This is a genomic window from Reichenbachiella sp., assembly GCF_033344935.1.
GTDB lineage: Bacteria > Bacteroidota > Bacteroidia > Cytophagales > Cyclobacteriaceae > Reichenbachiella.
The window spans coordinates 614,521-636,159 of the sequence record NZ_JAWPMM010000001.1; the positions used below are offsets into that span (position 1 = coordinate 614,521).

21 protein-coding genes are annotated in these 21,639 nt (G+C 38.7%); 13 read left to right on the forward strand and 8 right to left on the reverse strand.

Annotation, left to right across the window (positions count from 1 at the left end; genetic code table 11):
* Nucleotides 1-124: 124 nt before the first annotated feature.
* Together rpoN and R8N23_RS02510 are read left to right on the forward strand one after the other, a co-directional pair.
* Nucleotides 125-1,552, forward strand: coding sequence for an RNA polymerase factor sigma-54 (gene rpoN / locus R8N23_RS02505; RefSeq protein WP_318169988.1), 1,428 nt, complete (start codon nucleotides 125-127; stop codon nucleotides 1,550-1,552).
* A 59-nt stretch (nucleotides 1,553-1,611) separates the two neighbouring features.
* Nucleotides 1,612-2,160, forward strand: coding sequence for a PA-phosphatase (locus R8N23_RS02510; RefSeq protein WP_318169989.1), 549 nt, complete (start codon nucleotides 1,612-1,614; stop codon nucleotides 2,158-2,160).
* On the opposite strand, the gene R8N23_RS02515 is transcribed toward R8N23_RS02510, so the two are convergent.
* The 5 genes from R8N23_RS02515 to R8N23_RS02535 form a co-directional block, all read right to left on the reverse strand.
* Complete coding sequence (locus R8N23_RS02515; protein ID WP_318169990.1) at nucleotides 2,157-2,885, reverse strand: outer membrane beta-barrel protein; 729 nt, start codon at nucleotides 2,883-2,885, stop codon at nucleotides 2,157-2,159. The genes R8N23_RS02510 and R8N23_RS02515 overlap by 4 nt on opposite strands.
* A 107-nt stretch (nucleotides 2,886-2,992) precedes the next feature.
* Nucleotides 2,993-3,709, reverse strand: coding sequence for a tyrosine-protein phosphatase (locus R8N23_RS02520; protein WP_318169991.1), 717 nt, complete (start codon nucleotides 3,707-3,709; stop codon nucleotides 2,993-2,995).
* Nucleotides 3,710-3,735: 26 nt separating this feature from the next.
* Nucleotides 3,736-6,066: a polysaccharide biosynthesis tyrosine autokinase gene (locus R8N23_RS02525; RefSeq protein ID WP_318169992.1), complete on the reverse strand. Its 2,331-nt coding sequence runs from the start codon at nucleotides 6,064-6,066 to the stop codon at nucleotides 3,736-3,738.
* Nucleotides 6,067-6,069: 3 nt separating this feature from the next.
* Complete coding sequence (locus R8N23_RS02530) at nucleotides 6,070-6,765, reverse strand: polysaccharide biosynthesis/export family protein (RefSeq protein WP_318169993.1); 696 nt, start codon at nucleotides 6,763-6,765, stop codon at nucleotides 6,070-6,072.
* Between the two features lie 135 nt (nucleotides 6,766-6,900).
* Nucleotides 6,901-8,022 carry a glycosyltransferase family 4 protein gene (locus tag R8N23_RS02535; RefSeq protein ID WP_318169994.1) on the reverse strand — a complete coding sequence of 374 codons (1,122 nt, stop codon included), beginning with the start codon at nucleotides 8,020-8,022 and terminating at the stop codon, nucleotides 6,901-6,903.
* A gap of 139 nt (nucleotides 8,023-8,161) precedes the next feature.
* Between R8N23_RS02535 and hflX the strand changes: the two genes are divergently transcribed.
* Entirely contained in the window at nucleotides 8,162-9,331 is a 1,170-nt protein-coding gene (gene hflX, locus R8N23_RS02540; protein ID WP_318169995.1) for a GTPase HflX, read from the forward strand.
* Here hflX and R8N23_RS02545 read toward each other — a convergent pair.
* The gene (locus R8N23_RS02545; protein ID WP_318169996.1) at nucleotides 9,328-9,909 is read right to left on the reverse strand and encodes an FISUMP domain-containing protein; all 582 of its coding nucleotides are present in this window, start codon (nucleotides 9,907-9,909) and stop codon (nucleotides 9,328-9,330) included. The two genes, hflX and R8N23_RS02545, sit on opposite strands and share 4 nt — an antisense overlap.
* A 312-nt stretch (nucleotides 9,910-10,221) precedes the next feature.
* Here R8N23_RS02545 and R8N23_RS02550 point away from each other — a divergent pair, with 312 nt between their 5' ends.
* The 9 genes from R8N23_RS02550 to rodA all read left to right on the forward strand — a co-directional run bounded on the left by R8N23_RS02550 (nucleotide 10,222) and on the right by rodA (nucleotide 19,530).
* On the forward strand, nucleotides 10,222-10,845 hold the full coding sequence (locus tag R8N23_RS02550; protein WP_318169997.1) for a hypothetical protein: 624 nt from the start codon (nucleotides 10,222-10,224) through the stop codon (nucleotides 10,843-10,845).
* Between the two features lie 9 nt (nucleotides 10,846-10,854).
* Nucleotides 10,855-11,727, forward strand: a complete 873-nt coding sequence (locus tag R8N23_RS02555; RefSeq protein ID WP_318169998.1) for a geranylgeranylglycerol-phosphate geranylgeranyltransferase — start codon at nucleotides 10,855-10,857, stop codon at nucleotides 11,725-11,727.
* 7 nt (nucleotides 11,728-11,734) lie between these two features.
* Nucleotides 11,735-12,307, forward strand: coding sequence for a phosphoribosylglycinamide formyltransferase (purN, locus tag R8N23_RS02560; RefSeq protein ID WP_318169999.1), 573 nt, complete (start codon nucleotides 11,735-11,737; stop codon nucleotides 12,305-12,307).
* An 85-nt stretch (nucleotides 12,308-12,392) separates the two neighbouring features.
* Entirely contained in the window at nucleotides 12,393-13,919 is a 1,527-nt protein-coding gene (gene purH / locus R8N23_RS02565; protein ID WP_318170000.1) for a bifunctional phosphoribosylaminoimidazolecarboxamide formyltransferase/IMP cyclohydrolase, read from the forward strand.
* Between the two features lie 106 nt (nucleotides 13,920-14,025).
* Nucleotides 14,026-15,054: a rod shape-determining protein gene (locus R8N23_RS02570; protein WP_084373086.1), complete on the forward strand. Its 1,029-nt coding sequence runs from the start codon at nucleotides 14,026-14,028 to the stop codon at nucleotides 15,052-15,054.
* Between the two features lie 5 nt (nucleotides 15,055-15,059).
* Complete coding sequence (gene mreC, locus R8N23_RS02575; protein WP_318170001.1) at nucleotides 15,060-15,875, forward strand: rod shape-determining protein MreC; 816 nt, start codon at nucleotides 15,060-15,062, stop codon at nucleotides 15,873-15,875.
* Nucleotides 15,868-16,383, forward strand: coding sequence for a Rod shape-determining protein MreD (locus R8N23_RS02580; protein ID WP_318170002.1), 516 nt, complete (start codon nucleotides 15,868-15,870; stop codon nucleotides 16,381-16,383). Before mreC ends, R8N23_RS02580 begins: the two co-directional genes overlap by 8 nt.
* 1 nt (nucleotide 16,384) lies before the next feature.
* Nucleotides 16,385-18,268 (forward strand): penicillin-binding transpeptidase domain-containing protein, encoded by a 1,884-nt coding sequence (locus R8N23_RS02585; protein ID WP_318170003.1) that lies wholly within the window; start codon nucleotides 16,385-16,387, stop codon nucleotides 18,266-18,268.
* Nucleotides 18,265-19,530 carry a rod shape-determining protein RodA gene (gene rodA / locus R8N23_RS02590; RefSeq protein ID WP_318170004.1) on the forward strand — a complete coding sequence of 422 codons (1,266 nt, stop codon included), beginning with the start codon at nucleotides 18,265-18,267 and terminating at the stop codon, nucleotides 19,528-19,530. Before R8N23_RS02585 ends, rodA begins: the two co-directional genes overlap by 4 nt.
* On the opposite strand, the gene R8N23_RS02595 is transcribed toward rodA, so the two are convergent.
* A complete protein-coding gene (locus R8N23_RS02595; RefSeq protein WP_318170005.1) occupies nucleotides 19,531-20,136 on the reverse strand; it encodes a hypothetical protein in 606 nt (201 codons plus the stop codon). It lies immediately after the preceding gene.
* A gap of 57 nt (nucleotides 20,137-20,193) precedes the next feature.
* Nucleotides 20,194-21,282: a hypothetical protein gene (locus R8N23_RS02600; protein ID WP_318170006.1), complete on the reverse strand. Its 1,089-nt coding sequence runs from the start codon at nucleotides 21,280-21,282 to the stop codon at nucleotides 20,194-20,196.
* A 31-nt stretch (nucleotides 21,283-21,313) separates the two neighbouring features.
* On the opposite strand from R8N23_RS02600, the gene R8N23_RS02605 reads away from it, so the two are divergent.
* Nucleotides 21,314-21,637: a 2Fe-2S iron-sulfur cluster-binding protein gene (locus tag R8N23_RS02605; protein WP_318170007.1), complete on the forward strand. Its 324-nt coding sequence runs from the start codon at nucleotides 21,314-21,316 to the stop codon at nucleotides 21,635-21,637.
* Nucleotides 21,638-21,639 lie beyond the last annotated feature (2 nt).

The following is a 21,639-nucleotide window of genomic DNA, read 5'->3' on the forward strand; positions in this document are numbered from 1 at the left end:
TGATATTGACCTAACAAGTAACGTGCAGATAAAATTCCGTTGATCAAATTAATAATAAGACAGCGTTTCTTTTTGTTAAAAAGAATAAATTTGACTTTCTACAACTAGTGCAAAATAGTAGCCAATGCAAAATCTAAGTTTAATTCAGTCTTTAGGCCAGAAGCTGTCGCCACAACAGATTCAGTTTATCAAACTGCTTCAAGTACCTACTGCCGAATTGGAAGCTAGGATAAAGGAGGAGTTGGAAGTGAATCCTGCACTGGAGGAAGGAAAAGAAGAGTCCACAGAAGAGCAAGGGGAAGAGTCTACTGAAGAAGTAAGTGATGAACTAGACATTGATGATTATCTCAATGAAGATGATTATGCAGGATATAAGATGCAGGGAGATGGCAACGGGCAAGAAGAAGAGCGCGAAATGCCAATATCTTCTGGGTCATCCTTGCAAGAGCAATTGATCGTTCAGCTGGGTTTCGAAAAACTAGATGAGCGACAGACTCAGATTGGTTTGCAGCTATTGGGTAGCATTGAAGCCGATGGGTATATCAGAAGAGATTTGGAGGCTATTATGAATGATCTGGCTTTTTCGCAAAACATAGAAACCACAGAAGAGGAGCTTGAAGAAATATTATACAAAATTCAAACTTTCGATCCTCCGGGAATAGCCGCTAGAAACTTAAAGGAATGCCTTTTAATCCAGCTAGAAAAGCGAGATGATCATTCTGAGGAGAATCAATTGGCTCATAAGATTATCTCGAGTTGTTTCGATGAGTTTACTAAGAAGCACTATGATAAAATTCAGAAAAAGCTAGGTATAGACGATGAGCAGCTCAAATGCGCTGTACAGCTTATAACAAAGCTAAACCCAAAACCGGGGGGCATCACCGATGGGTTAGTTAAAACCCAATACCTGATGCCAGATTTTATTCTGACCAATACTGATGGGAAGTTAGACCTGACTTTAAATTCACGCAACGCCCCTGAATTGAGAATTAGCCGATCATATGCAGATATGTTTCAGAGCTATCACAAGAGCGATAAAAAGGACAAGAAGCTGAAAGAGACTGTATCTTTCGTTAAGCAAAAACTCGATTCTGCCAAGTGGTTTATTGATGCCATACGTCAAAGACAGAACACTTTGCTCAACACCATGAATGCGATTATCAAATATCAGTATGATTTCTTTCAAGAAGGTGATGAAAGCAAATTGAAGCCAATGATTTTAAAGGATATAGCTGAATTGATCAGTATGGATATTTCAACAGTCTCAAGGGTGGCCAACAGCAAATCCATTCAAACTGAATTTGGAATTTACCCATTAAAATATTTCTTCTCGGAAGGCATCGCTACGGATTCAGGTGAGGATGTAAGTAGCCGAGAGGTGAAACAAAAATTGAAAAAACACATAGAGGAAGAGGACAAGTCTAAACCTCTATCAGATGATAAGTTAGAAAAATTATTGAAGGCTGATGGCTACAACATCGCCCGCAGAACAGTGGCTAAATACAGAGAGCAGCTCAACCTGCCTGTGGCCAGATTGAGAAAAGAACTGTAGTGGCGTATAGAGTGAATACTATTATCTCCTACATTTTTCATCCACTGCTCATGCCGTCGATGACATTTTTGATCTTGTATTGGCTGATGCCTGAGCTGATCAAACCACTTACATTGGTTACGCTGCCATTTTTGTTTATTACCACATTTCTGATCCCACTTCTCAGCATTTCAATGCTAAGAGTTTTAGGGTCGATTTCAAGCTTGAAGCTTGAAAACAGACAAGAGCGCATTATGCCATTCTCTTTTGTGTCGATTTTTTATGGAATGACAACTTATTTGTTTGTAGTTAAGATCCAGGTCAATGAAACCATTGCGATTATACTAGTCTCAACTACTATATTAATTTTGGTATTGACGGCAATAACGTTTTGGGTGAAAATAAGCATCCATGCTGCTGCTATTAGCGGGGTAGTTGGCTATTTTTTAGTCTTTGGGTTAAAGTCCCCCAATAGCCATGCACTATACCCTTTGTTGGTATTGATACTGGCTGCGGGAATAGTAATGAGTGCCAGACTTCAGTTAAATGCCCATTCGCCAAAAGAGATATTAGCCGGTACGATCACCGGCTTGGGCATTTGTTTTAATATTTTGTATTGGTTTGTTTAGAGACCAGTCAGAGAGACTCCTATTGTCGAGTACAGCATGTCAGCAGTACCTGTAGGGCCATCTGAGTTGAACACATTGGTGAAGTAGGTTTTGTAAAAAACGCTAAAGCTTCTATAACCTAATCGGCCGTAGGCCCCTAATCTGATTTTGTTCAAACCAAAATCATTCTTCTGCTTGTCTTTCATCTTGTTGCCATACTCGTCGGTATATTTTATTTTGGTATGAGATTCGAATCGGTAAGCTGCAGATCCGCCGATAGCTAAGAAAAGTCCGTCTTTTTTCTCATTACCATTGAAATTAAATCTAACCTCAACTGGAGCTTCAAAATAGTTGACGGCCAATTGGTTTTTCTTCAGACCAGAACCCGGTATGGTATCAAACTCTATGCTCACCGAACCATTGGCGTCTTCCTGATAGCTAAAAACTCCCATATTATCGACATGCCCAAATTTTTCAAGACTAACCCCAATTCCAGGACGTAGTTCAAGTTTTTTTGAAAACTCGAATGATTTCACAAAATAGATACCGACAGATTTAGATCTCCACCAGTGATACGGCATGTTTGATGGAGCATCAGTAGTAGAATTGAACCCAAAGTCCACCATGATTTGGCCAGGTAACTCAGGTGTTTTCTTTTTTACTTCTTCAGTTAGTTGTGCTTTAACTAGGTGACTGGAAGTCAACAATAAAATTGCAAAAAAGGGAAAAATAATTTTCTTCATCATGTATCTGCTGTAGAGCATTCTAAAATTTGAACTGGCAAAGATAGATTAATTTTCAAATTAACGACTCTGAGGTAAAATTATCTCGAAGCTCTGTTTTGCCATTGTTGTCATAATGTAGAATTAAGTAGTTGAAGTTGCCTACACCGCTGGAATAATTTTGATTTAGTAGCTTTTTTGACTTGGTTCAAATGCTTTTGGTTGTGGATATCTGAAGCTAAAAAGTGAATTTGATTCGTATTAATGAGGTATTTGGCTAATTTCTGCGCTTCCTTCGAATAGTAACCTGTGAGTGAACTTATATTGACTTGCATAAAAAGACCTAGAGAAGTCAAACTGTGAACCAACTCTAAGTTGTTTTGCAGATAGGTGTATCGCTCGGGGTGAGCGAGTATGGGTTTGAAACCATTGGCTTGAAGGTTGAATATGGTTTCCTCCAAAAATAAGGGTTTGTTCATGAATGGAGTTTCGATGAGAATATATCCATCTGCAAAGGACAAAAGCTCCTGTTTGTTTTTGACTTGCTTAGCAAAATGGTCATCAAGATAATATTCTGCGCCAGCTTCGACTGATATTGATAAATCAATTTCTGCTATTTTTTTATTCAACTCGATGGTTCCTTGACGAATATTGTCGGGTGTGTTCGGATAGTAATTTTGAATGATATGAGGAGTGGTGATTACTTTTTTATATCCCAACTCGTTCAGTTGACTTAGAATACTCAGCGATTCATCCCAAGATTTTACACCGTCATCGATACCCGGAATAAGATGAGAGTGGAGATCCACTTCAAGAAAATTAGATGTAGGTTTTAGCCAACTAAACAATGTGGTCAGATTTAATAATGACTCTGTTAATCCTCATAGTACCCATAGCCATATCCGTAGCCATAGGACCCTTTACCAGATTTCACTCCGTTGAGTACGACGGATAGATGTTCAAATTTATTATTAGAAATCAGGCTATGTACCGACTTGAGATAAGATCGCTTAGAATAGTCTGCGCGAACCACATATATGGGCAAGTCAGCTTTTTTCATTACCAAGATTCCATCAGTGACTAACCCTACCGGTGGTGAATCAAGAAATATAACATCATAGGTTTTTTTCAGTTTCTCCAAAAACTCATCAAACCTAGGGCTAAGTAATAATTCTGATGGGTTTGGCGGCATTGGGCCAGCGGATATGAAATGTAGATTTTCTAATTCAGATTCCTGAATGCAGTCTTCAACTTTTTCTTTTCCAATAAGTATGGTACTCATCCCCTTTTGTACTTTTTCAGACTCAAAGGCAATGTGCACTTTTGGCTTTCTCATATCCAAATCCACAATCACTACTTTTTGCCCTGCATAGGCGAAAACAGCACCTAGGTTAACCGCAATGAAAGTTTTGCCCTCTCCACTAACTGTAGATGTAACAGATATCAACTGATTCTTTCCTGTGGTCGCCATAAATTCCATGTTGGTTCTTATTGACCGAAGAGACTCGCTTATTGATGACTTAGGGTTGTTGGTAACAATAAGTTTTGAATTAGCTAATTTCTCTTGTTTGTAGTTCGGAATCAGACCTAGAATAGGGGCATGCATGATTTTTTCTAGTTCTCGTTGACTTGTGATTTTGTCATGAAGTAAAAACTGAATGGCAACAAAGAAGAGGCTGAGTATGATTCCTGCTACTAATCCTAACCCATAAATTAATAGTTTTTGAGGATGTATGGGAATACTTGATACAGCTGCTGGAGAAAGAATAACAAAATTTGTTACCGTACCTGCTCGAGCTATTTCCAATTCGATTTTACTCTGGATAAGTGAAAAGTAGAACTCTTCCTGGAGCGTATATAGTCTCCTATTCTTATTGTATGAGGTGCCCATAGAAGGCAACTCAATAAAATTACTCTCAAGAATGGAGCGCTTTTCATTGAGCTCTTTCAAGTCCTCGATTAAGTTGTTCTTGTAGGCGATGAGTCTATCATTGGCAGAGCTTTTGGCGATTACGATTTGCTGGTCTATTCTTTTAATGACTTGAGTATTTTCATTATAAGAATTGAGTTTAAGATTTTTCTCATTTACTAGGTCATTATAGTTATTGATAAGCTCTGCAATTCTCGCAGGCATTCGAAATACACTTACCGGCTGATCATTTCTGAAATTTTCACCAACAAGGTCTACTTCCGCCAAATGTTCGCGCATATTGTAGCGTTGAGAATCGAGATCATTCAATAGCGCTATGGTTTTCGTCAAGTCACTAGAAAGATCTGTAGTTCTATTTTGAATAGTAAATTTTTCAAAATAGTCTTCATACTCTACAAGTTCCTTGGAGGTTTTTTCCATTTGAGTTTCTAGAAACTTAATCTTTTGTTCTACTGCCTGATTTTTTGCGTCTTTAGTGAACGCCAAATAGATGGTATCAATGGCAGCAAGTAAGTTTCTGGCCTTTGTTTGATTAAAATCAGAGAGTGAAATTTTTATGGTATTGGCGTTGAAGTTGACTGGCTCGACCGTGACATGCGATACCAGATAGTTAATCAACGAGGACTTACTGTTGATTACAAAATAGAAATCCACCAAGTTTTTTTGTTCTTCGAAGTAACGGGTTTTTTCGACAATGAAACTAAAATCTCTCGTAACAATTTCCTTTCCGAATTTTTGAACGTCACCTATTTGTCCTCCAAACTGAGCGCATGAGAGGTAAAAATCTGTGTCGTTGATGATTTCAATGTCAAATTGTTTGTCTTCGACGTTTTGGTTTTCTAGTTTATACTTTACCTCAAAAGGGGAGTTGCCATACCTTTCATCGACCAAATGGCTTCGACCTGGATGGTAATAAGATATATCCATACCTATGGCGTCAACCACCTTGCTAAAGAAAAGTCTTGATCTTAAGATTTCTATTTCGCCAGCTAATCCTTTGATGTCTTGTTCGAGAGGGTTTTGAAGGCCAAGTAAGTTGGCATCGTTTTTAATATCGAGTTTTAAAATTGATTCGGCACTGTAGATTGGCTTGGTATATCTTACATATAAAAAGGCAAGACTCATCGTAATAACAAGTATTGCCAAAACCCAAGGCCAAACAGAAACAAAAACCTGTCTTAGTTTCTCAAAGTCAAAATCATCAAATGGTCCGTCTCCAGCATTTGTTTGATGGCCTTGAATTTCTTGTGGAATATGTACGTTTCTAGGATTCAAAGACTAAAGATTCTGTAAAACTAATACGAGTGCAAGTGTACTGCTAAGAAGGCTTAAAATTGGTGCAATATCTTTGGTTGCTTCTATGAATGGTCTTCTCCAAGGTTCGACATATATAATATCTCCAGGCTCTATGTCTAACATGGATTGCTTCATGCCTGATACTGTTGATAGATTTATTTGATACACTTCAGGGTTAGATAGTTTCCCCCGGATCACCTTGATATTCTGTGATTTGGATCCCATGTCAAGTCCACCTGCCATGGCGAGAACCTCAACTAAAGACACGTTTTCATTCATTAATGGAATTATTTGCCCTCCAGTAGGGGTGGCACCCAATACAACCACTCTTTTATTATTAAATGTTAGTTTAACAAACGATTGCTTATAAAACTGGTCGTATCTTTTTTGTAACATTAATTCGGCCTGATCCAAGGTCAAACTGTCTACTTTCACTTGACCAACAATTGGAAATTTTACAGTTCCATCCGTTTTTACTAAATAGTCGAAGGTCGGTCTATTTTGCATGCCCTGCATATTCTGCTGTAGTTCATTGTTCGGGTCTACAATTCTTTCCCCATCGTTTGTAAAGACCTCTAAAGAAAGCATGTCATCGATCTGAATTACATAATTTCGTTCGGCTTGGTTGACGGCAGAAGACAGGTCTTGTTCGGTAAACTCTTCGTCGAGTTTGAACATTACATCCTGCTTATAGGCCTTACAGCTGATAAGTGAAATTATAATTGGAAAATAAAATATAAGAGAGTTAAACCTTTTCACTATGGGTAGTTTGGGGAAAATTCCATTCAAACGGTAATATAAAACAGAACAAATTTATTCATTAGGTATTTGATTCATAATATTTGACAGATGTTTTAAATATTGATTGATCACAATTTGTTCATCAAATTTTCTTTCGACGAGTGCCCTACTCTTTCTACCCATTTCTTGTAGTTTATCTTCAGGCGTTTCGCAGATATCCATCATTTTATTCGATAGGTCTGTCGGACTTTTGACTTTGCATAAGTAACCATTTTCACCATCTTCCACTACCTCTCTACATCCGGGAACATCCGTAGTTACAATTGGTTTGCCTAAAGCGGCGGCTTCCAGTAGCGTGCGTGGAGTTCCTTCCCGATAGGAAGGTAATACCACACAATGAGATGATTTTATAAAGGGTCTAACATCCTCTACTTCTCCAAGATATTCTAAGAAGCCATTATCCACGGCTTCAGAAATAGTTTCTTTAGGAATACCTCTTGCATGACCAGTATCCAACTTCCCCAATAGTTGAAAAGTTACATCCGGGTATTTAGCGTGCACTTGTTTTGCTGCTTCTATGTATTCTAAAATTCCTTTATCAATGATCACTCTGGAGATCATCAAAAAGGTTTTATTTTTTTGATTTGGAATTGGGCTGGCTTGAAAGTCAGTTAAATTAATCCCAGATCCAGGAAGTAAGTCTGAATTGAGATGAGGTAAATTTATTTCAGCCAGAAAAGCCTTTCTGTCGTCCGAATTTTGAAAAAACACCAATTCAGCTTTGCTGAATGCTTTCTTATAGAGCTTCTTGGCTGCAAAAGAGGCCACACTTTTGGAAAGAAACACGGTGCCGAGTCCGCTCACATTGTTGATCACGGGTATATTCAAAGAACGAGCAGCCAAAGTGCCATATATGTTTGGTTTGACAGTATAGTGAAGAACAATGTCCGGCTTCAATCCCTGGTAAACCTTTTTCAGCTGCCTGAGCAAATTATAATCTTTGAAAGGATTCGAGCCAGTATTGTCCATCGTTATTGGGACATATTCACAGCCTTCTTCCTTTAATTTATGAGAGTATTCATCCAGCGGCGCTATCGCAATTACTTCATTGCCCTGCTCGATTAGGGTCCGGATGAGTCCCATCCGAAAGTTGTAAATATTCCACGAAGTGTTAATCGTAATGGCGATTCTCATTTTATAAAAGTGAATAGCAAGGGTTTTACCATGTCAAATATATTTATGATTAGATGATGCCCGTAGATAGATCGACGAATATTCTGTTTTACTTGATGGAAATCCTAATTATTGAACAATTTTGCAAAAAAGGGAAGAAATGGGAGATTATTACGAAACCAAAAAAGAAATAGAGAAGGCAGTATTGGTAGCACTATCACCAAGTAGACAATCTGTAGAAAAGACAGAAGAATACTTGGATGAGCTGGAGTTTTTGGCGGAGACTCTTGGTATTCAAACCAAAAAATCCTTTGTTCAAAAATTGGATAAACCAGACATCAGAAGTTTTGTAGGTAAGGGAAAATTAGAAGAAATAATTACTTATGTCAAAGATCAAGAGATAGATGTGGTGATCTTTGATGATGACCTTTCGCCATCTCAATTGAGAAACTTGGAAAAGGAGCTGGAGGTTAAAATTTATGATCGCAGTTTACTTATTCTCGATATTTTCCTAAAAAGAGCTCAAACTTCTCAAGCAAAAACACAAGTAGAACTGGCTAGATATCAATACCTTATGCCAAGACTAACCAGAATGTGGACCCACCTTGAGCGACAACGTGGAGGCACAGGAACTAGAGGTGGTGCAGGGGAAAAAGAAATAGAGACTGATAGACGTATGATTCGTGATCAGATTTCTGTCTTGAAGAAGAAGTTGGCTAAGATTGACAAACAGGGGGAGACTAGACGCAAGTCAAGATCAAACGTGGTTCGGGTGTCATTAGTTGGATATACCAATGTGGGTAAATCTACTATAATGAATATGCTCTCAAAGGGTGATATTTATGCCAAAAATGAACTTTTTGCTACGGTAGACTCTACGGTCAGAAAAGTAGTGATTAATACGATCCCATTTCTATTGTCAGATACTGTTGGGTTTATTCGAAAACTCCCACATAATCTAATTGAATCCTTTAAATCAACGCTAGATGAAGTACGAGAAGCTGATATTCTTTTGCATGTAGTAGATATCTCACATCCTTCGTTTGAGGAGCACATGCAGGTGGTAAATGATACGTTGCAGGAATTGGGGGCTGCAGATAAAGAAACAATTGTAGTCTATAACAAGATAGATCAACTTACTTCACCAGGTGAGGACGATAATTTCGATTTTGTGGCTGGAATTGATACTGCTTCAAAAAACAAAACGAATATCTTTATCTCAGCCGTTAAGAAAACTAACACCGCTGAATTTAGAAAGGTGATTTTTGAGAAAGTCAAAAACCACCATATGAAAATTTATCCGAATTATTTAGCTCCAGAATACTATTAGTAATCCTTTACACAGCGGCAGCTGTTCATGTTTCTTGCGCTGATCACGTCATGGGCTACCTCGTCGTAGTCCGCATAAAGTGAAATCAAACCAGCAGTTCTTTTGTTGCCAATCTCTGCATCCCATAAGTGAGCAGTTTTTCCGATGTCACTAAACTGTCCTTCTACATTCGAAAAACCAGCCATAAGGATGTTTAAATTACTAACACCACCCTCTTTAAGCTCTTTTGCAGCCGTTTTATATCCGCCGTAGTTAAGCATGAGTTCCTGCCATTCTAGTTGAGTGGAGAGGTGCCATCCTTCTGGACAAGCTAACTTGGCATCAACCCAGTTGTACAATCTGCCGAATTTTCCGCAGTAGGCAGGGTAGTTTTTGTAACATACTGAACCCTCAGTTTCATAATTTAAGTTTTCTGCCATCCATTCTCTTTCAATGAAAATGCCACCTTCCAGCTCAATTCTCATTACAGCTGTTTTATAAGTTTTTCCATCTCGAGGGTCAGTCATAGAACCCATCTCTTGAGCAAATGCTCCAAAGGAAAGTGAAAAAATGGTAAGTAGAGTAAAGATTCTTTTCATGTTCGATTTATTAAGGTTTAATCGAGGATTCATTAATTATTCTGAAAATAATACAAAAATTGGCTATGTCAGACCAAAAATATAAAAATTCTATGACTCGGCCTCATTTTGCAAATCTTAAACATTGTATTAAATTTAACAAATATCCATGCTAAATGGAATTATCTGCTAATGAGGAAGTTATATAAATTTTAAAACTAAAGAGTCTATCTTTCGGAATAAATCCAACTTGAAATGACGCAGAGGAATATTTCTTCTTACTTACCTATATTTTATATCTGTTTAGTTGTCTTCAGTATTTCTATTATTCATATGAGTGAGGTAGTCAACAAACGTCGACATCAACGAGAAATAAAAGCGATTGATTTAACTCAGAAGAAGGAACGGTCTAAGAAAAAGAGAAAAAAACCTGTTTCTAAAGAAAAAAAAGAAATTGTTCAAAATACGGATACACTATCTCAAACTTCTAAAAAGTCAGCAGTTGAGACTACCAAGGAAGCGAAGGTGCCGGATAAAATTGGAGACAAGGAATTTTTCACCAACTTATTTGCAAACGATAATTCCAACGGTAGCTTGAAATCAGAAGCTCGGTCTAGAACAGATATCGTCATTAGGTACTACAAAAAGGAAAAAGACGGTGATCGGGTATATCAATTAAGAAATTTAGGGTTTTATATTCATGAGCGACCTGCAGAAGATGATTTCGATGATTATGCATCTAATGCTATTTTTTATGGAGACTCTGTGAAAAAGGAAGATCTGATAAGAATAGCATATTATCTGATGGAAAATGGAATTAATCTCCAAAGCATGACATTGTCCAAGTATCATGATGCATGGAAAGCTCATTCTGTGGAAATTGGGACCGACACTACTGCTTTAAAAGAGAAACCTTTTACGCTAAGAACACTTAGGAAAGAGTGGGAGGATATGTAGTTTTGTGACATGCAAAGAAGGTCTCATATCCAGTTGCTCGTAGATGCCCTAAGACTGAGTCGTTTCAATAATCTTGTTATCATTTTTATCACCCAATATGCGGGAGCGATATTCTTGTTGAATTCAGATCAGCCCGTTTGGTTTGTTGTTGGAGACTTCAGGTTTTTTGTATTGGTACTAAGCACAGTTATTATAGCGGCGGCGGGTTACTACATTAATGACTACTACGATATAAAAATTGACCTAATCAACAAGCCAGATCGTGTAATTGTAGGAAATACGATTAAGCGAAGACCAGTTATGATCGCTCATACCTCCTTGAATGCTTTGGGCATTCTTTTGGGAGCTGTAGTTTCCTTGTGGATTGGTGTCATAAACTTGGTTTGTGCCTTTTTACTTTGGTGGTATTCCAATCAGCTGAAACGGCTTCCCTTCATTGGAAATTTTGTGGTCGCGCTCCTGACCGGCTCCACGCTGTTGGTACTTTTGGTGTATTATCAATCCTTGGATTTACTCACCATGGTTTATGCGCTATTCGCATTTGGCATTACTTTGATTCGTGAAATCATTAAGGACATTGAAGATATGGAGGGCGACGCTAATTACGATGGATTGACTTTGCCAGTTGTCTTTGGTTTGAGGAAAACTAAAATTATTCTATTCTGCATCATCGCTCCTTTTTTTTCTAGTCTGGTGGTGTTTTTGCTTCAGGTACGAAACCAATATCTTCTATATTATTTTGGTGTACTTACGATTCCATTTATATACTTTTTATACAAGCTGGTTTTAGCTGACACCAAAAAACATTTTTCGTATCTGAGCAGCTACTGCAAATGGCTTATTATTGCAGGCATTTTGAGTATGGCCATTCTAAAATTTTGATCAAGTAATGAAAAGACTTGCAATTTTTGCTTCAGGGAGCGGTTCGAACGCCGAACAAATCACCAAATATTTTCACAATAAACAATCAGGGGTATCTGTCGAACTGATTCTGACCAACAAGTCTAATGCCTTTGTTTTAGAGCGAGCTAAGAAACTTGGAGTAGAAACCAAAGTTTTTGATAGAGATGCGTTTTATCATTCTGATAAAATTGTAGATCTGCTTAAATCAAAAGATATTGATTTGGTGGTATTAGCAGGATTCTTATGGTTGGTTCCAAAAAACTTAATTGCTGAATTTCCAGATCGAATAATAAACATTCACCCAGCGTTGCTCCCAAAGTATGGAGGTAAGGGTATGTATGGTCATCATGTACACGAGGCCGTAGTTGCTAATAGCGAAAAAGAAACTGGAATAACGATTCACTTGGTCGACGAAGTGTATGATAATGGCGACATTCTCAGACAAGAAAAGTGTGAGGTGTCGGATGCTGATACGCCGGATCAAGTGGCGGAAAAAATTCATGAATTGGAATATGAGCACTTTCCTAAAACCATTGAAGAATACCTTTCCAAAATTTAGCTCTTTAGAGGGTAAAACTTTAGCGTATTTCTGCACTTCTGCTAAATAAATAAGTACTTTTGCCCCTTATTTTTAAAAGGGGAAAATGGGATCAAAAAAAATTAAATCAGCACTTATTTCTGTCTTTCACAAAGACAACCTGGACAACATCGTCAAAGTATTGGCCGCTAATGATGTAACTATCTATTCTACTGGCGGAACACAAAAATTTATTGAAGATTTGAATATTGCAGTTACTCCTGTGGAGGATCTGACTTCTTACCCTTCTATTTTTTCTGGTCGAGTAAAAACCCTACACCCTGCTATTTTTGGAGGCATCCTCAATAGAAGAGACAATACTAGTGATCAAGAAGAAAAAGCAGCACATGATATTCCGGATATTGATTTGGTGATAGTTGATTTGTATCCATTTGAAGCTACTGTGGCGTCGGGAGCCAATGAGGCTGATATTATTGAAAAAATTGACATTGGAGGTATTTCTCTCATTAGAGGAGCGGCTAAGAATTTCAACGATGTATTGATCGTGTCTTCAATGGAACAATACGAAGAAGTTTTAGGCATGCTGGATTCACAAAACTGTGAAACCTCTCTTGAGCAAAGAAAATCATTTGCTTGTAAGGCATTTGATATTTCCTCTCACTATGATTCTGCAATTTTTAACTATTTCAACAAGGAGCAAGAAGAGCCATCATTCAAACAAAGTGTAAGACAATCTCAATCCTTGAGATATGGTGAAAACCCACATCAGAATGGAAGCTTCTTTGGAGACCTAACAGAATTATTTGACCAACTCAATGGCAAAGAGCTTTCATATAACAACTTGGTGGATGTAGATGCAGCCGTATCTTTAATCAGAGAGTTTGAAGGAGAGACAGCTTTTGCGATTATCAAGCATACGAATGCATGCGGCGTGGCGTTAGGATCTGACGTAAAGGATGCTTATTTGAAAGCATTGTCTTCCGATAATGTTTCTGCTTTTGGAGGTATTTTAATTACCAACAAGAAAGTAGATCTGGCAGCAGCAGAAGAGATCAACAAATTGTTTTGTGAAGTGCTAATTGCACCAGAATACGACGAAGAGGCTTTGAAATTATTGAAATCCAAAAAGAACAGAATAATTCTTCGTATCAAGGATTTATCTCCAAATCCAGTGCAATTCAAGTCTCTTTTGAATGGAGTGATCGTACAGGATGCAGATTTAAAAACGGATGCAAAGGAAGATTTGACTACAGTCACTAAAAAAGTACCAACAGCAGAGCAAATTGATGCCCTGTTGTTTGCTTCTAAAATTTGTAAGCATACGAAGTCTAACACTATTGTATTTACAAACAACGATATGATGCTTTCAAGCGGAACTGGCCAGACAAGTCGGGTTGATGCTTTGAATCAGGCGATTGAAAAAGCTGGTAGTTTTGGAATGGACTTAAATGGAGCAGTGATGGCATCTGACGCTTTCTTTCCATTCCCTGATTGTGTGGAAATCGCTAATAAAGCAGGAATTGCAGCAGTCATTCAACCAGGAGGTTCGATCAAGGATCAGCTGTCAATAGATTATTGTGACGAGGTAGATATGGCTATGGTCATGACGGGTACTCGTCATTTCAAACACTAAGTAATCATTAAATTAATTATCAATCGATAGTTAGTATTGATTACGTAATTATTTGTGCGTAATTTGTGATCTTTTGATCACCAAAAATATTTGAGTCAACGGAGTTATGGGAATATTTGATTTTTTCTCGAGTGATATTGCGATCGATTTAGGAACGGCCAATACTTTGATCATTAGCAAAGGAGAGGTTGTGGTCGACGAGCCTTCCATTATTGCTATCGATAAGTCTAAGAATAAGGTGCTAGCTATTGGAGCAGAGGCCATGCAGATGCATGAAAAAACGCATGAAAGCATCAAAACCATTCGTCCACTCAAAGACGGTGTAATCGCCGATTTCCAGGCAGCTGAATCTATGATTCGTGGTATGATCAAAATGATCGATAAAGATAAGAAGCGACTATTCCCTGCTTCGCATCGCATGATCATTTGTATACCTTCTGGTATCACTGAGGTTGAAAAAAGAGCCGTACGAGATTCTGCAGAACATGCAGGAGCTAAAGAGGTTTTTATGATTCATGAGCCTATTGCAGCAGCCATCGGAATCGGAATCGATATTGAAAGACCTGATGGTAGTATGATCGTTGATATCGGAGGTGGTACTACTGAGATTGCTGTGATTGCACTTTCAGGCATTGTTTGTGATCAGTCAATACGTGTCGCTGGAGATGCTTTCAACAAGGACATTTTGGACTATATGAGAAGGCAGCATAATTTGCTTATCGGCGAAAGAACTGCTGAAAAGGTTAAAATTCAAGTGGGATCAGCCCTAACGGAATTGGACGAAGGCCCTGAGGATTTTGATATCCGTGGAAGAGATTTGATGACGGGTATTCCAAAGGTGATCAAGTTGTCTTACTCAGAGGTTGCCTTTGCGATTGATAAGTCAGTTTCTAAAATAGAAGAAGCAGTACTCAAAGCCTTGGAAATTGCCCCGCCTGAATTGTCAGCCGATATTTATGATAATGGTATTTACCTGACTGGTGGCGGTGCTTTACTTAGAGGCCTTGACAAGCGGTTAGGAATGAAGACCAAACTGCCTATTCATATTGCTGAAGATCCATTGAAGGCAGTAGTTCGAGGTACTGGAAAAGCTCTGAAGGAATTAGAGCGTTATCGTGCCGTTTTAATGCAGTAAGCTAAATGGAAAGGCTCCTCCAGTTTCTATATAAATATAGAACTTTCATCCTGTTGCTAGTGCTGGAAGGAATTTGCTTTTGGATTATTGTCAATTCCAATATCTATCATGGAGCCAAATATTTTACATCGTCTAATCGATTGGTTGCGACGATCGTGTCTGCCTCAGATCAAGTTGGAGACTACTTTGATCTAACTAATCAAAATAAGAGATTGGCTGAAGAAAATGCCCGACTTCGTCAGCGATTATTAAATCTTACGGACTCTGTTTTTATGGCGGAGTTACTTTTAGACTCTAGTCATTTGGGAGTCAAGGCCAAGGTCATCGACAATTCACTTTTTTTCAGAAACAACTATTTAACTATAAACAAAGGCTCAATACACGGCGTGGAGTCTGGCATGGGTGTGGTTGGACCTGATGGGATAGTTGGTCAGGTGTTAAATACAACAGAAAACTACGCAACTATCACTTCAATCTTGCATGGCAAATCCATGGTTTCTGCCAATCACATGCCAACAGGCACCTTGTGCTCTGTAGTATGGAAGGGTGAAGACCCTCTTTATGCAAACCTAGAATACTTACCAAGACATATTTCAATTGCTCCTGGTGATTTAATTAGTACATCAGGTTTTAATTCTACCTATCCAGAGGATGAAATGATAGGAGTAGTGACAGAAGTTCATCTGGAAGATGACGCTACTTTTTATGATGTGAAGATTAAATTGGCCACAAACTTCTATTCACTTACGCATGTGTACTTGCTTTATTTGACAGGGCAGGAAGAAATTGATTCATTAAACTCAGAACTCAGATATGAATAGGTTTAATGTCTTTAGTGGGTTGTTTAGGACGATTTTGCTCATTCTTGCGCAGGTGATACTATTCAAGAATCTTGTGCTATTCGATAGCGCTTTTTGTTTTGCCTATGTATTGATATTCTTAATGCTACCGATGGATACTAATCCGATAGTGCAACTATTGGTTGGGTTTGTCGTGGGGATAATTATAGATGCATTTTACAATACATTAGGTATCCACGCAGCGGCTAGTGTACTTGTAGTATATCTGAGAATATACTGGTCTAGAGTGATGACCCCTAGTGGGGGATACGATTCAGGCCCTAAAATTAATGTAAGAACACAAGGGATAGGGTGGTTTTTAACCTATACCTATCCATTGATACTTGTTCATGCATTGCTTTTGCTTTTCATTGAGGCCTCTGGTTTTGGTTTGTTTTGGCAGACGCTGACCAAAGTTTTTTATAGCTCTGTCTTTACAACGGTCATCATTTTGATCATCCAGTATTTATTTTATAAAAAAATGAAATAGGATGAATGAGGATAGAAAATATATTGTGAGGATTGCCATCGTTCTGGTAGCGGCGAGCTTCCTCATCAAACTATTTTCAATTCAGGTATTGGACGATGATTACAAAGCGAAGGCCGAAAGTAATATCATTCATACCGTAACAGAGTACCCTTATCGTGGGTTGATCTTTGACAGAAACGGAGAATTGCTGGTACATAATGAGCCAATATTTGACTTAGATGCAGTGCCTAGAGAATTACAAATCAAGGACACACTCATGTTGAGTAGCATGCTTGGTATTGACTATAAGGATCTACTCTCAAATTTACAAAAGGCTAAACGATACTCTTCTATTCAGCCTACGACTATTGTTAAACAAGTGCCCAATCAGGTATTTGCGCAGGTGCAAGATAAACTGGTAAACTATGATGGAATTTATCCAAAAGCCAGAACGATACGCGGTTATGAATACGAAGGATTAGCTAATGTTTTTGGATATATCGGTGAGGTAAGCAAGCGGCAACTAGATCGAGATACTACCAACTATTACAAAAGTGGAGACTATATGGGAATCACCGGTCTCGAATCTTCTTATGAGAAATACCTGAGAGGAAAACGCGGAGTAAAGTACAAGATGGTGAATGTACGTCGTGTGGAGATGGGCTCATTCAAAGATGGAGAGCTGGATACACTATCTGTACCAGGAGAAAACCTGACCCTCAGCATAGACATTGAATTGCAGTCTTATGCGGAAAAGCTAATGAAGGGTAAAATTGGCAGTGTGGTAGCTATAGAGCCATCGACTGGCGAAATTTTAACTTTCGTTTCTGCACCAAGCTATAATCCCGCTGATCTAGCAGGTAGAAATTTTAGTGAAAACTTTAGAGAGTTAAGCACTGATAGTTTAAAGCCACTTTTTAATAGGCCGCTCATGGCGATGTATCCTCCAGGCTCTATTTTCAAAATTGTACAGGGTCTAATTGCTTTGGAAGAAGGGGTGATAGGTGCCTATGACAAGGTTTACTGTGACCACTCTTTAATAGGCGATCATGCACCGCAAGGCATCTATGATATGCGTCGTGGTATCATGCTGTCTTCCAATAATTACTTTGCAAAAGTTTTTCGTTTGGTGATCAATCAGTATCCTGAGATGAGTCAGTTTGAGCAGGCTCCCCTTGGATTGGCTAATTGGAAGGAACAAGTGGGTAGGTTTGGACTGGGCAGACCTTTGGGTGTGGATTTACCCAACGAGAAGTCAGGTTTTATGCCAGATCCAGCTTATTACAATAGAGTGTATGGCACTGGAAGGTGGAAGGTTTCCAACCTCACCTCATTGAGTATCGGTCAGGGTGAAATTCTCATGAATCCCATTCAGATGACTAATTTGGCAGCAATCATGGCCAACCGAGGCTTTTACTATAAGCCGCATATAGTAAAATCAATAGGAGAATCTGGCTATTTGCCCCCGGAGTATCGAGAGCGAATAGAAACTGGAATCAGTGCCGAACACTTTCCAGTTATTATTCAGGGTATGGCTGATGCATTGAGTGGCACAGCTCCAAGGGCTATTGTACCAGATATCGCTATTTGTGGCAAAACTGGAACAGTTGAAAACCCACACGGAGAAGACCATTCTGTGTTTATGGCGTTTGCGCCAAAGGACGATCCCAAGATTGCGATTTCGGTCTTTGTTGAAAATGCAGGATGGGGTGGTAGAGCTGCTGCCTCTACGGCGAGCCTACTGATAGAGACTTATTTAAAGGGAAAACATACCAGACAGTGGTTAGAAGATTATGTCTTGGTGGGGGATTTTAAAGATCGAAAAAGGACGACCCCGGCCCCTGCTGTAGTAGATTCAGTGGGAACAGAAAGCAATGAGATACTCGAAACGGAAGGGATAGAATGAGAGCGGAGAGTATATTAGATCGAGTCGATTGGACAACCATCAGCCTTTATTTTGTAATGGTTCTTTTGGGCTGGTGTAGTATCTATGCTGCAGTATATGACGAGGAAAATGCAGCGGATCTGATTTCGTTGGCATACAACCCGGGTAAACAATTAATGTGGATAGGCACTTCATTGATCATCATTATTGGGGTGATGAGTTTAGATTTTAAGTTTTATGACTATTCGGCCTATGTCATATATGGCGTGGTTATCGTCTTGCTAATTGCGGTTCTGACTACAGGGACAGTAGTAGCAGGGTCTAAATCTTGGTTTCAAATTGGAAGTTTTCGATTACAGCCTGCTGAGTTTGCCAAATTTGCTACGGCATTGGCTTTGGCCAAGTATTTAGGTAACGTGCACGTCAAGTTCGAGGAAATAAAAACTCAGCTAATCGCATTAGCAATTTTTGGAGCGCCGATGTTATTGATTTTACTTCAGGGAGATGCTGGTTCTGCGATGGTTTTTGGTTCCTTCTTGATTGTTCTTTTTAGAGAGGGAATATCTCCAATCTATTTCATTTTAGGTTTTGCATTTGTTGTGCTATTCATTCTGACTTTGCTGGTTAGTAAAACGGTTTTGTTTATTGCGACCATAGTAATTTGTGTGATCATGATCGGAGTATCTTTCAAAAACCCCAAACGTATTATTGCTACAGTTGTGCTCGGAGCCATGGTTTTTGCAACCGTAATTAGTGTGGATTTTTTAATGACTAGCGTCCTAAAGCCACACCAGCGAAGTAGAGTAATTTCATTGGTAAACCCTGATGCCGACCCGCTAGGGGCTGGATGGAATGTGACTCAGTCTAAGATTGCCATAGGCTCTGGAGGCTTTTTTGGCAAAGGCTTCTTGCAAGGCACACAGACAAAATTTGATTTTGTCCCTGAGCAGAGTACTGATTTTATTTTCTGCACAATTGGAGAAGAGCAAGGTTGGTTAGGGAGTGTAGTTCTAATCAGCCTCTTCGTGGTCCTACTCTTTCGAATTTCAGCAATTGCAGAAAGACAAAAGTCGAAATTTGCAAGAATCTATGGGTATGGGGTTTTAAGCGTTTTCTTTTTTCACTTTGCGGTGAACATCGCCATGACCATTGGTTTTTTTCCTGTGATTGGGATCCCTCTTCCTTTTTTTAGTTACGGGGGTTCTTCTTTGTGGTCATTTACCATTTTGCTGTTTATTTTGATCAAATTGGATTCCCATCGTATGCAGATACTGATGCGATAATCAAGGAATTGGGATTGTTGAAAATGCAGGGTCGTTGACTTTTACTTCATAAAATTCAAAGAAATACTCATCTTTTCCACCTTGTATGATCTGCACATGCATTGGAAGCGTGAAGCCTTGAATATCTTCCCACTGGGAATAATAGATGTCAATTTTTTCCGTGCTGTCGAATGGATTTGTTATTTGAAAACCTTCAACTCGACTAGATTCAGGCTCAAACTGAAACTTGACTTCATTACCTATAGCATCAAAATACTTCCCTTTTCTGTAGTTGAAAACTGCATTGGGTTGATGGGCTATTAGATGAAAGGAATGGCCTTTGCCTACCGATAATTCGGCAGCGTCTATTACTCTACTTATGCTATCTCCGACCAACGCAAATCCTAGCGTGTCGCCGAAAGCCACCGCATCATAACCGGCACTACCTTCATTATAGTTTTGATGAAATCGAAAATAGCCGTCTATAGTAGCGTGCAGCGTAGTATGGTATTCACGTTCAGGTCCTTTGCATTTAGCCTTGGAGCTTATAGAATAGAGTTCTTGATTTTGCTTGGTTGATGAACAACTTATGAACAGAAGTATAAAAAGGTATCTTAGGTTTGTCATTTCGTATCATGTTTCATTCAAAAACAACTACATAGCACAAACCCCTTTTATAACTGACTATCGAAATCTCTTGAATATCACTTTGAGCAACTCTTTTACCTCTTCAGAATTCATATCCCAAGCATACTTTTTGGCATAGTTCTGTACCAAAATTTCAACAGATGAGTCGAATGAATCGCACTCCTCTACCTCATCCATGGCTACTTCATAGTCCTTGTCGTTCCCTTCGAAGAGATCGTTGACGAACATATAGCGTTGGTTGATGTTTATGTTGTTCTTGAGGTTTGAAAGTGATTTAGTTTCAAGTGCTGCAGCTACAGTTTTTGATTTTTCTTTTTCCTCATATTGCTGGTTGAGGGTTTTGATGTCTCCTTTATACTGCTGGTTAATATTATCTGATTCCGATTCTACTTCCTCTTCTTCTATTGGCTCAAACTCATTATTGATTTCTTCTTCTGAAGCGGACTCCTCAGGTGTCGAAATTTCAATGTCTTCTAACTCTTCCAAAGGTTCTGGCATAGGAAGTTCATCCGCGGTTTCCTGTCGCTCAACTACATTTAGAGGCAAGGTAGTTTCAAACAAGCTAGCCGTTTGCTCAATTTCTTGGTTTGCATCCTGGTATGCTGCTATTGCGCTTTGAATCGCCGATTGGAGGTCGCCTTCTTCTTTCAGTCTCTCAAGAAGTTCGTCAAACAAAGGTTTGTGTAACTTGATATACTTACTATTAGACATTAGCTCTCTGCTTTTGTCTTTGCCTGTGCTTTTTGCCAATTCTTTTGAATAGTATTTGGCTGGCTCATAGAGTAGTTCTAAAGTGGATACTACTGCCTTTTCTATCAGATGTAAAAAATGATCTTTCTCTATTCGAATATTCTTCGACAAAGTATTGATGAAGGCTTTAAGTGCCTGGTTCACATCCTCACTCTTGTAGTCAAAATACGGACTTTTGAATTTCTTAATTTCATTCTGCCATTCGTCAAAGAGGACTTTCAGTACAAAAAAATTGACCTGCTTGACAGGCGTGATTGAAATAATCTGTTGACCAGAAATGGAATCATTTTGGCTAAAAAATTCTTCGGCTATTTTGGCTGCGTAGGACTGGCTGTAGGTGTTTGTGGCTTCTTGATTTAATTTGCTACCGTGCATAATATTTGCTTCTTTTGCTAAGTTAAAGAATATGCCGAAAATCGTTATACAAAACCTTCACAACAAGGAGATTTTCATCATCAACGAAAATAAAAATCTTTTAGATATAATACATGAAAATTATATCGACTGGATGCATGCTTGTGGAGGAAAAGGTAGATGCACTACCTGTAAAGTACAAGTCCTGGATGGTCTCCAAAACTTCTCGGAAGAGAGTCAAGCAGAACTTAAATTTAGGAAAATGAATCGGTTAGCCTCTAACGAACGACTATCTTGCCAATGCCAAATTAATGGAGACATCGTTGTGAAAGTGGCTCCAGAACATAAATTCAATCATATCCAGTACTCTGACTAAAG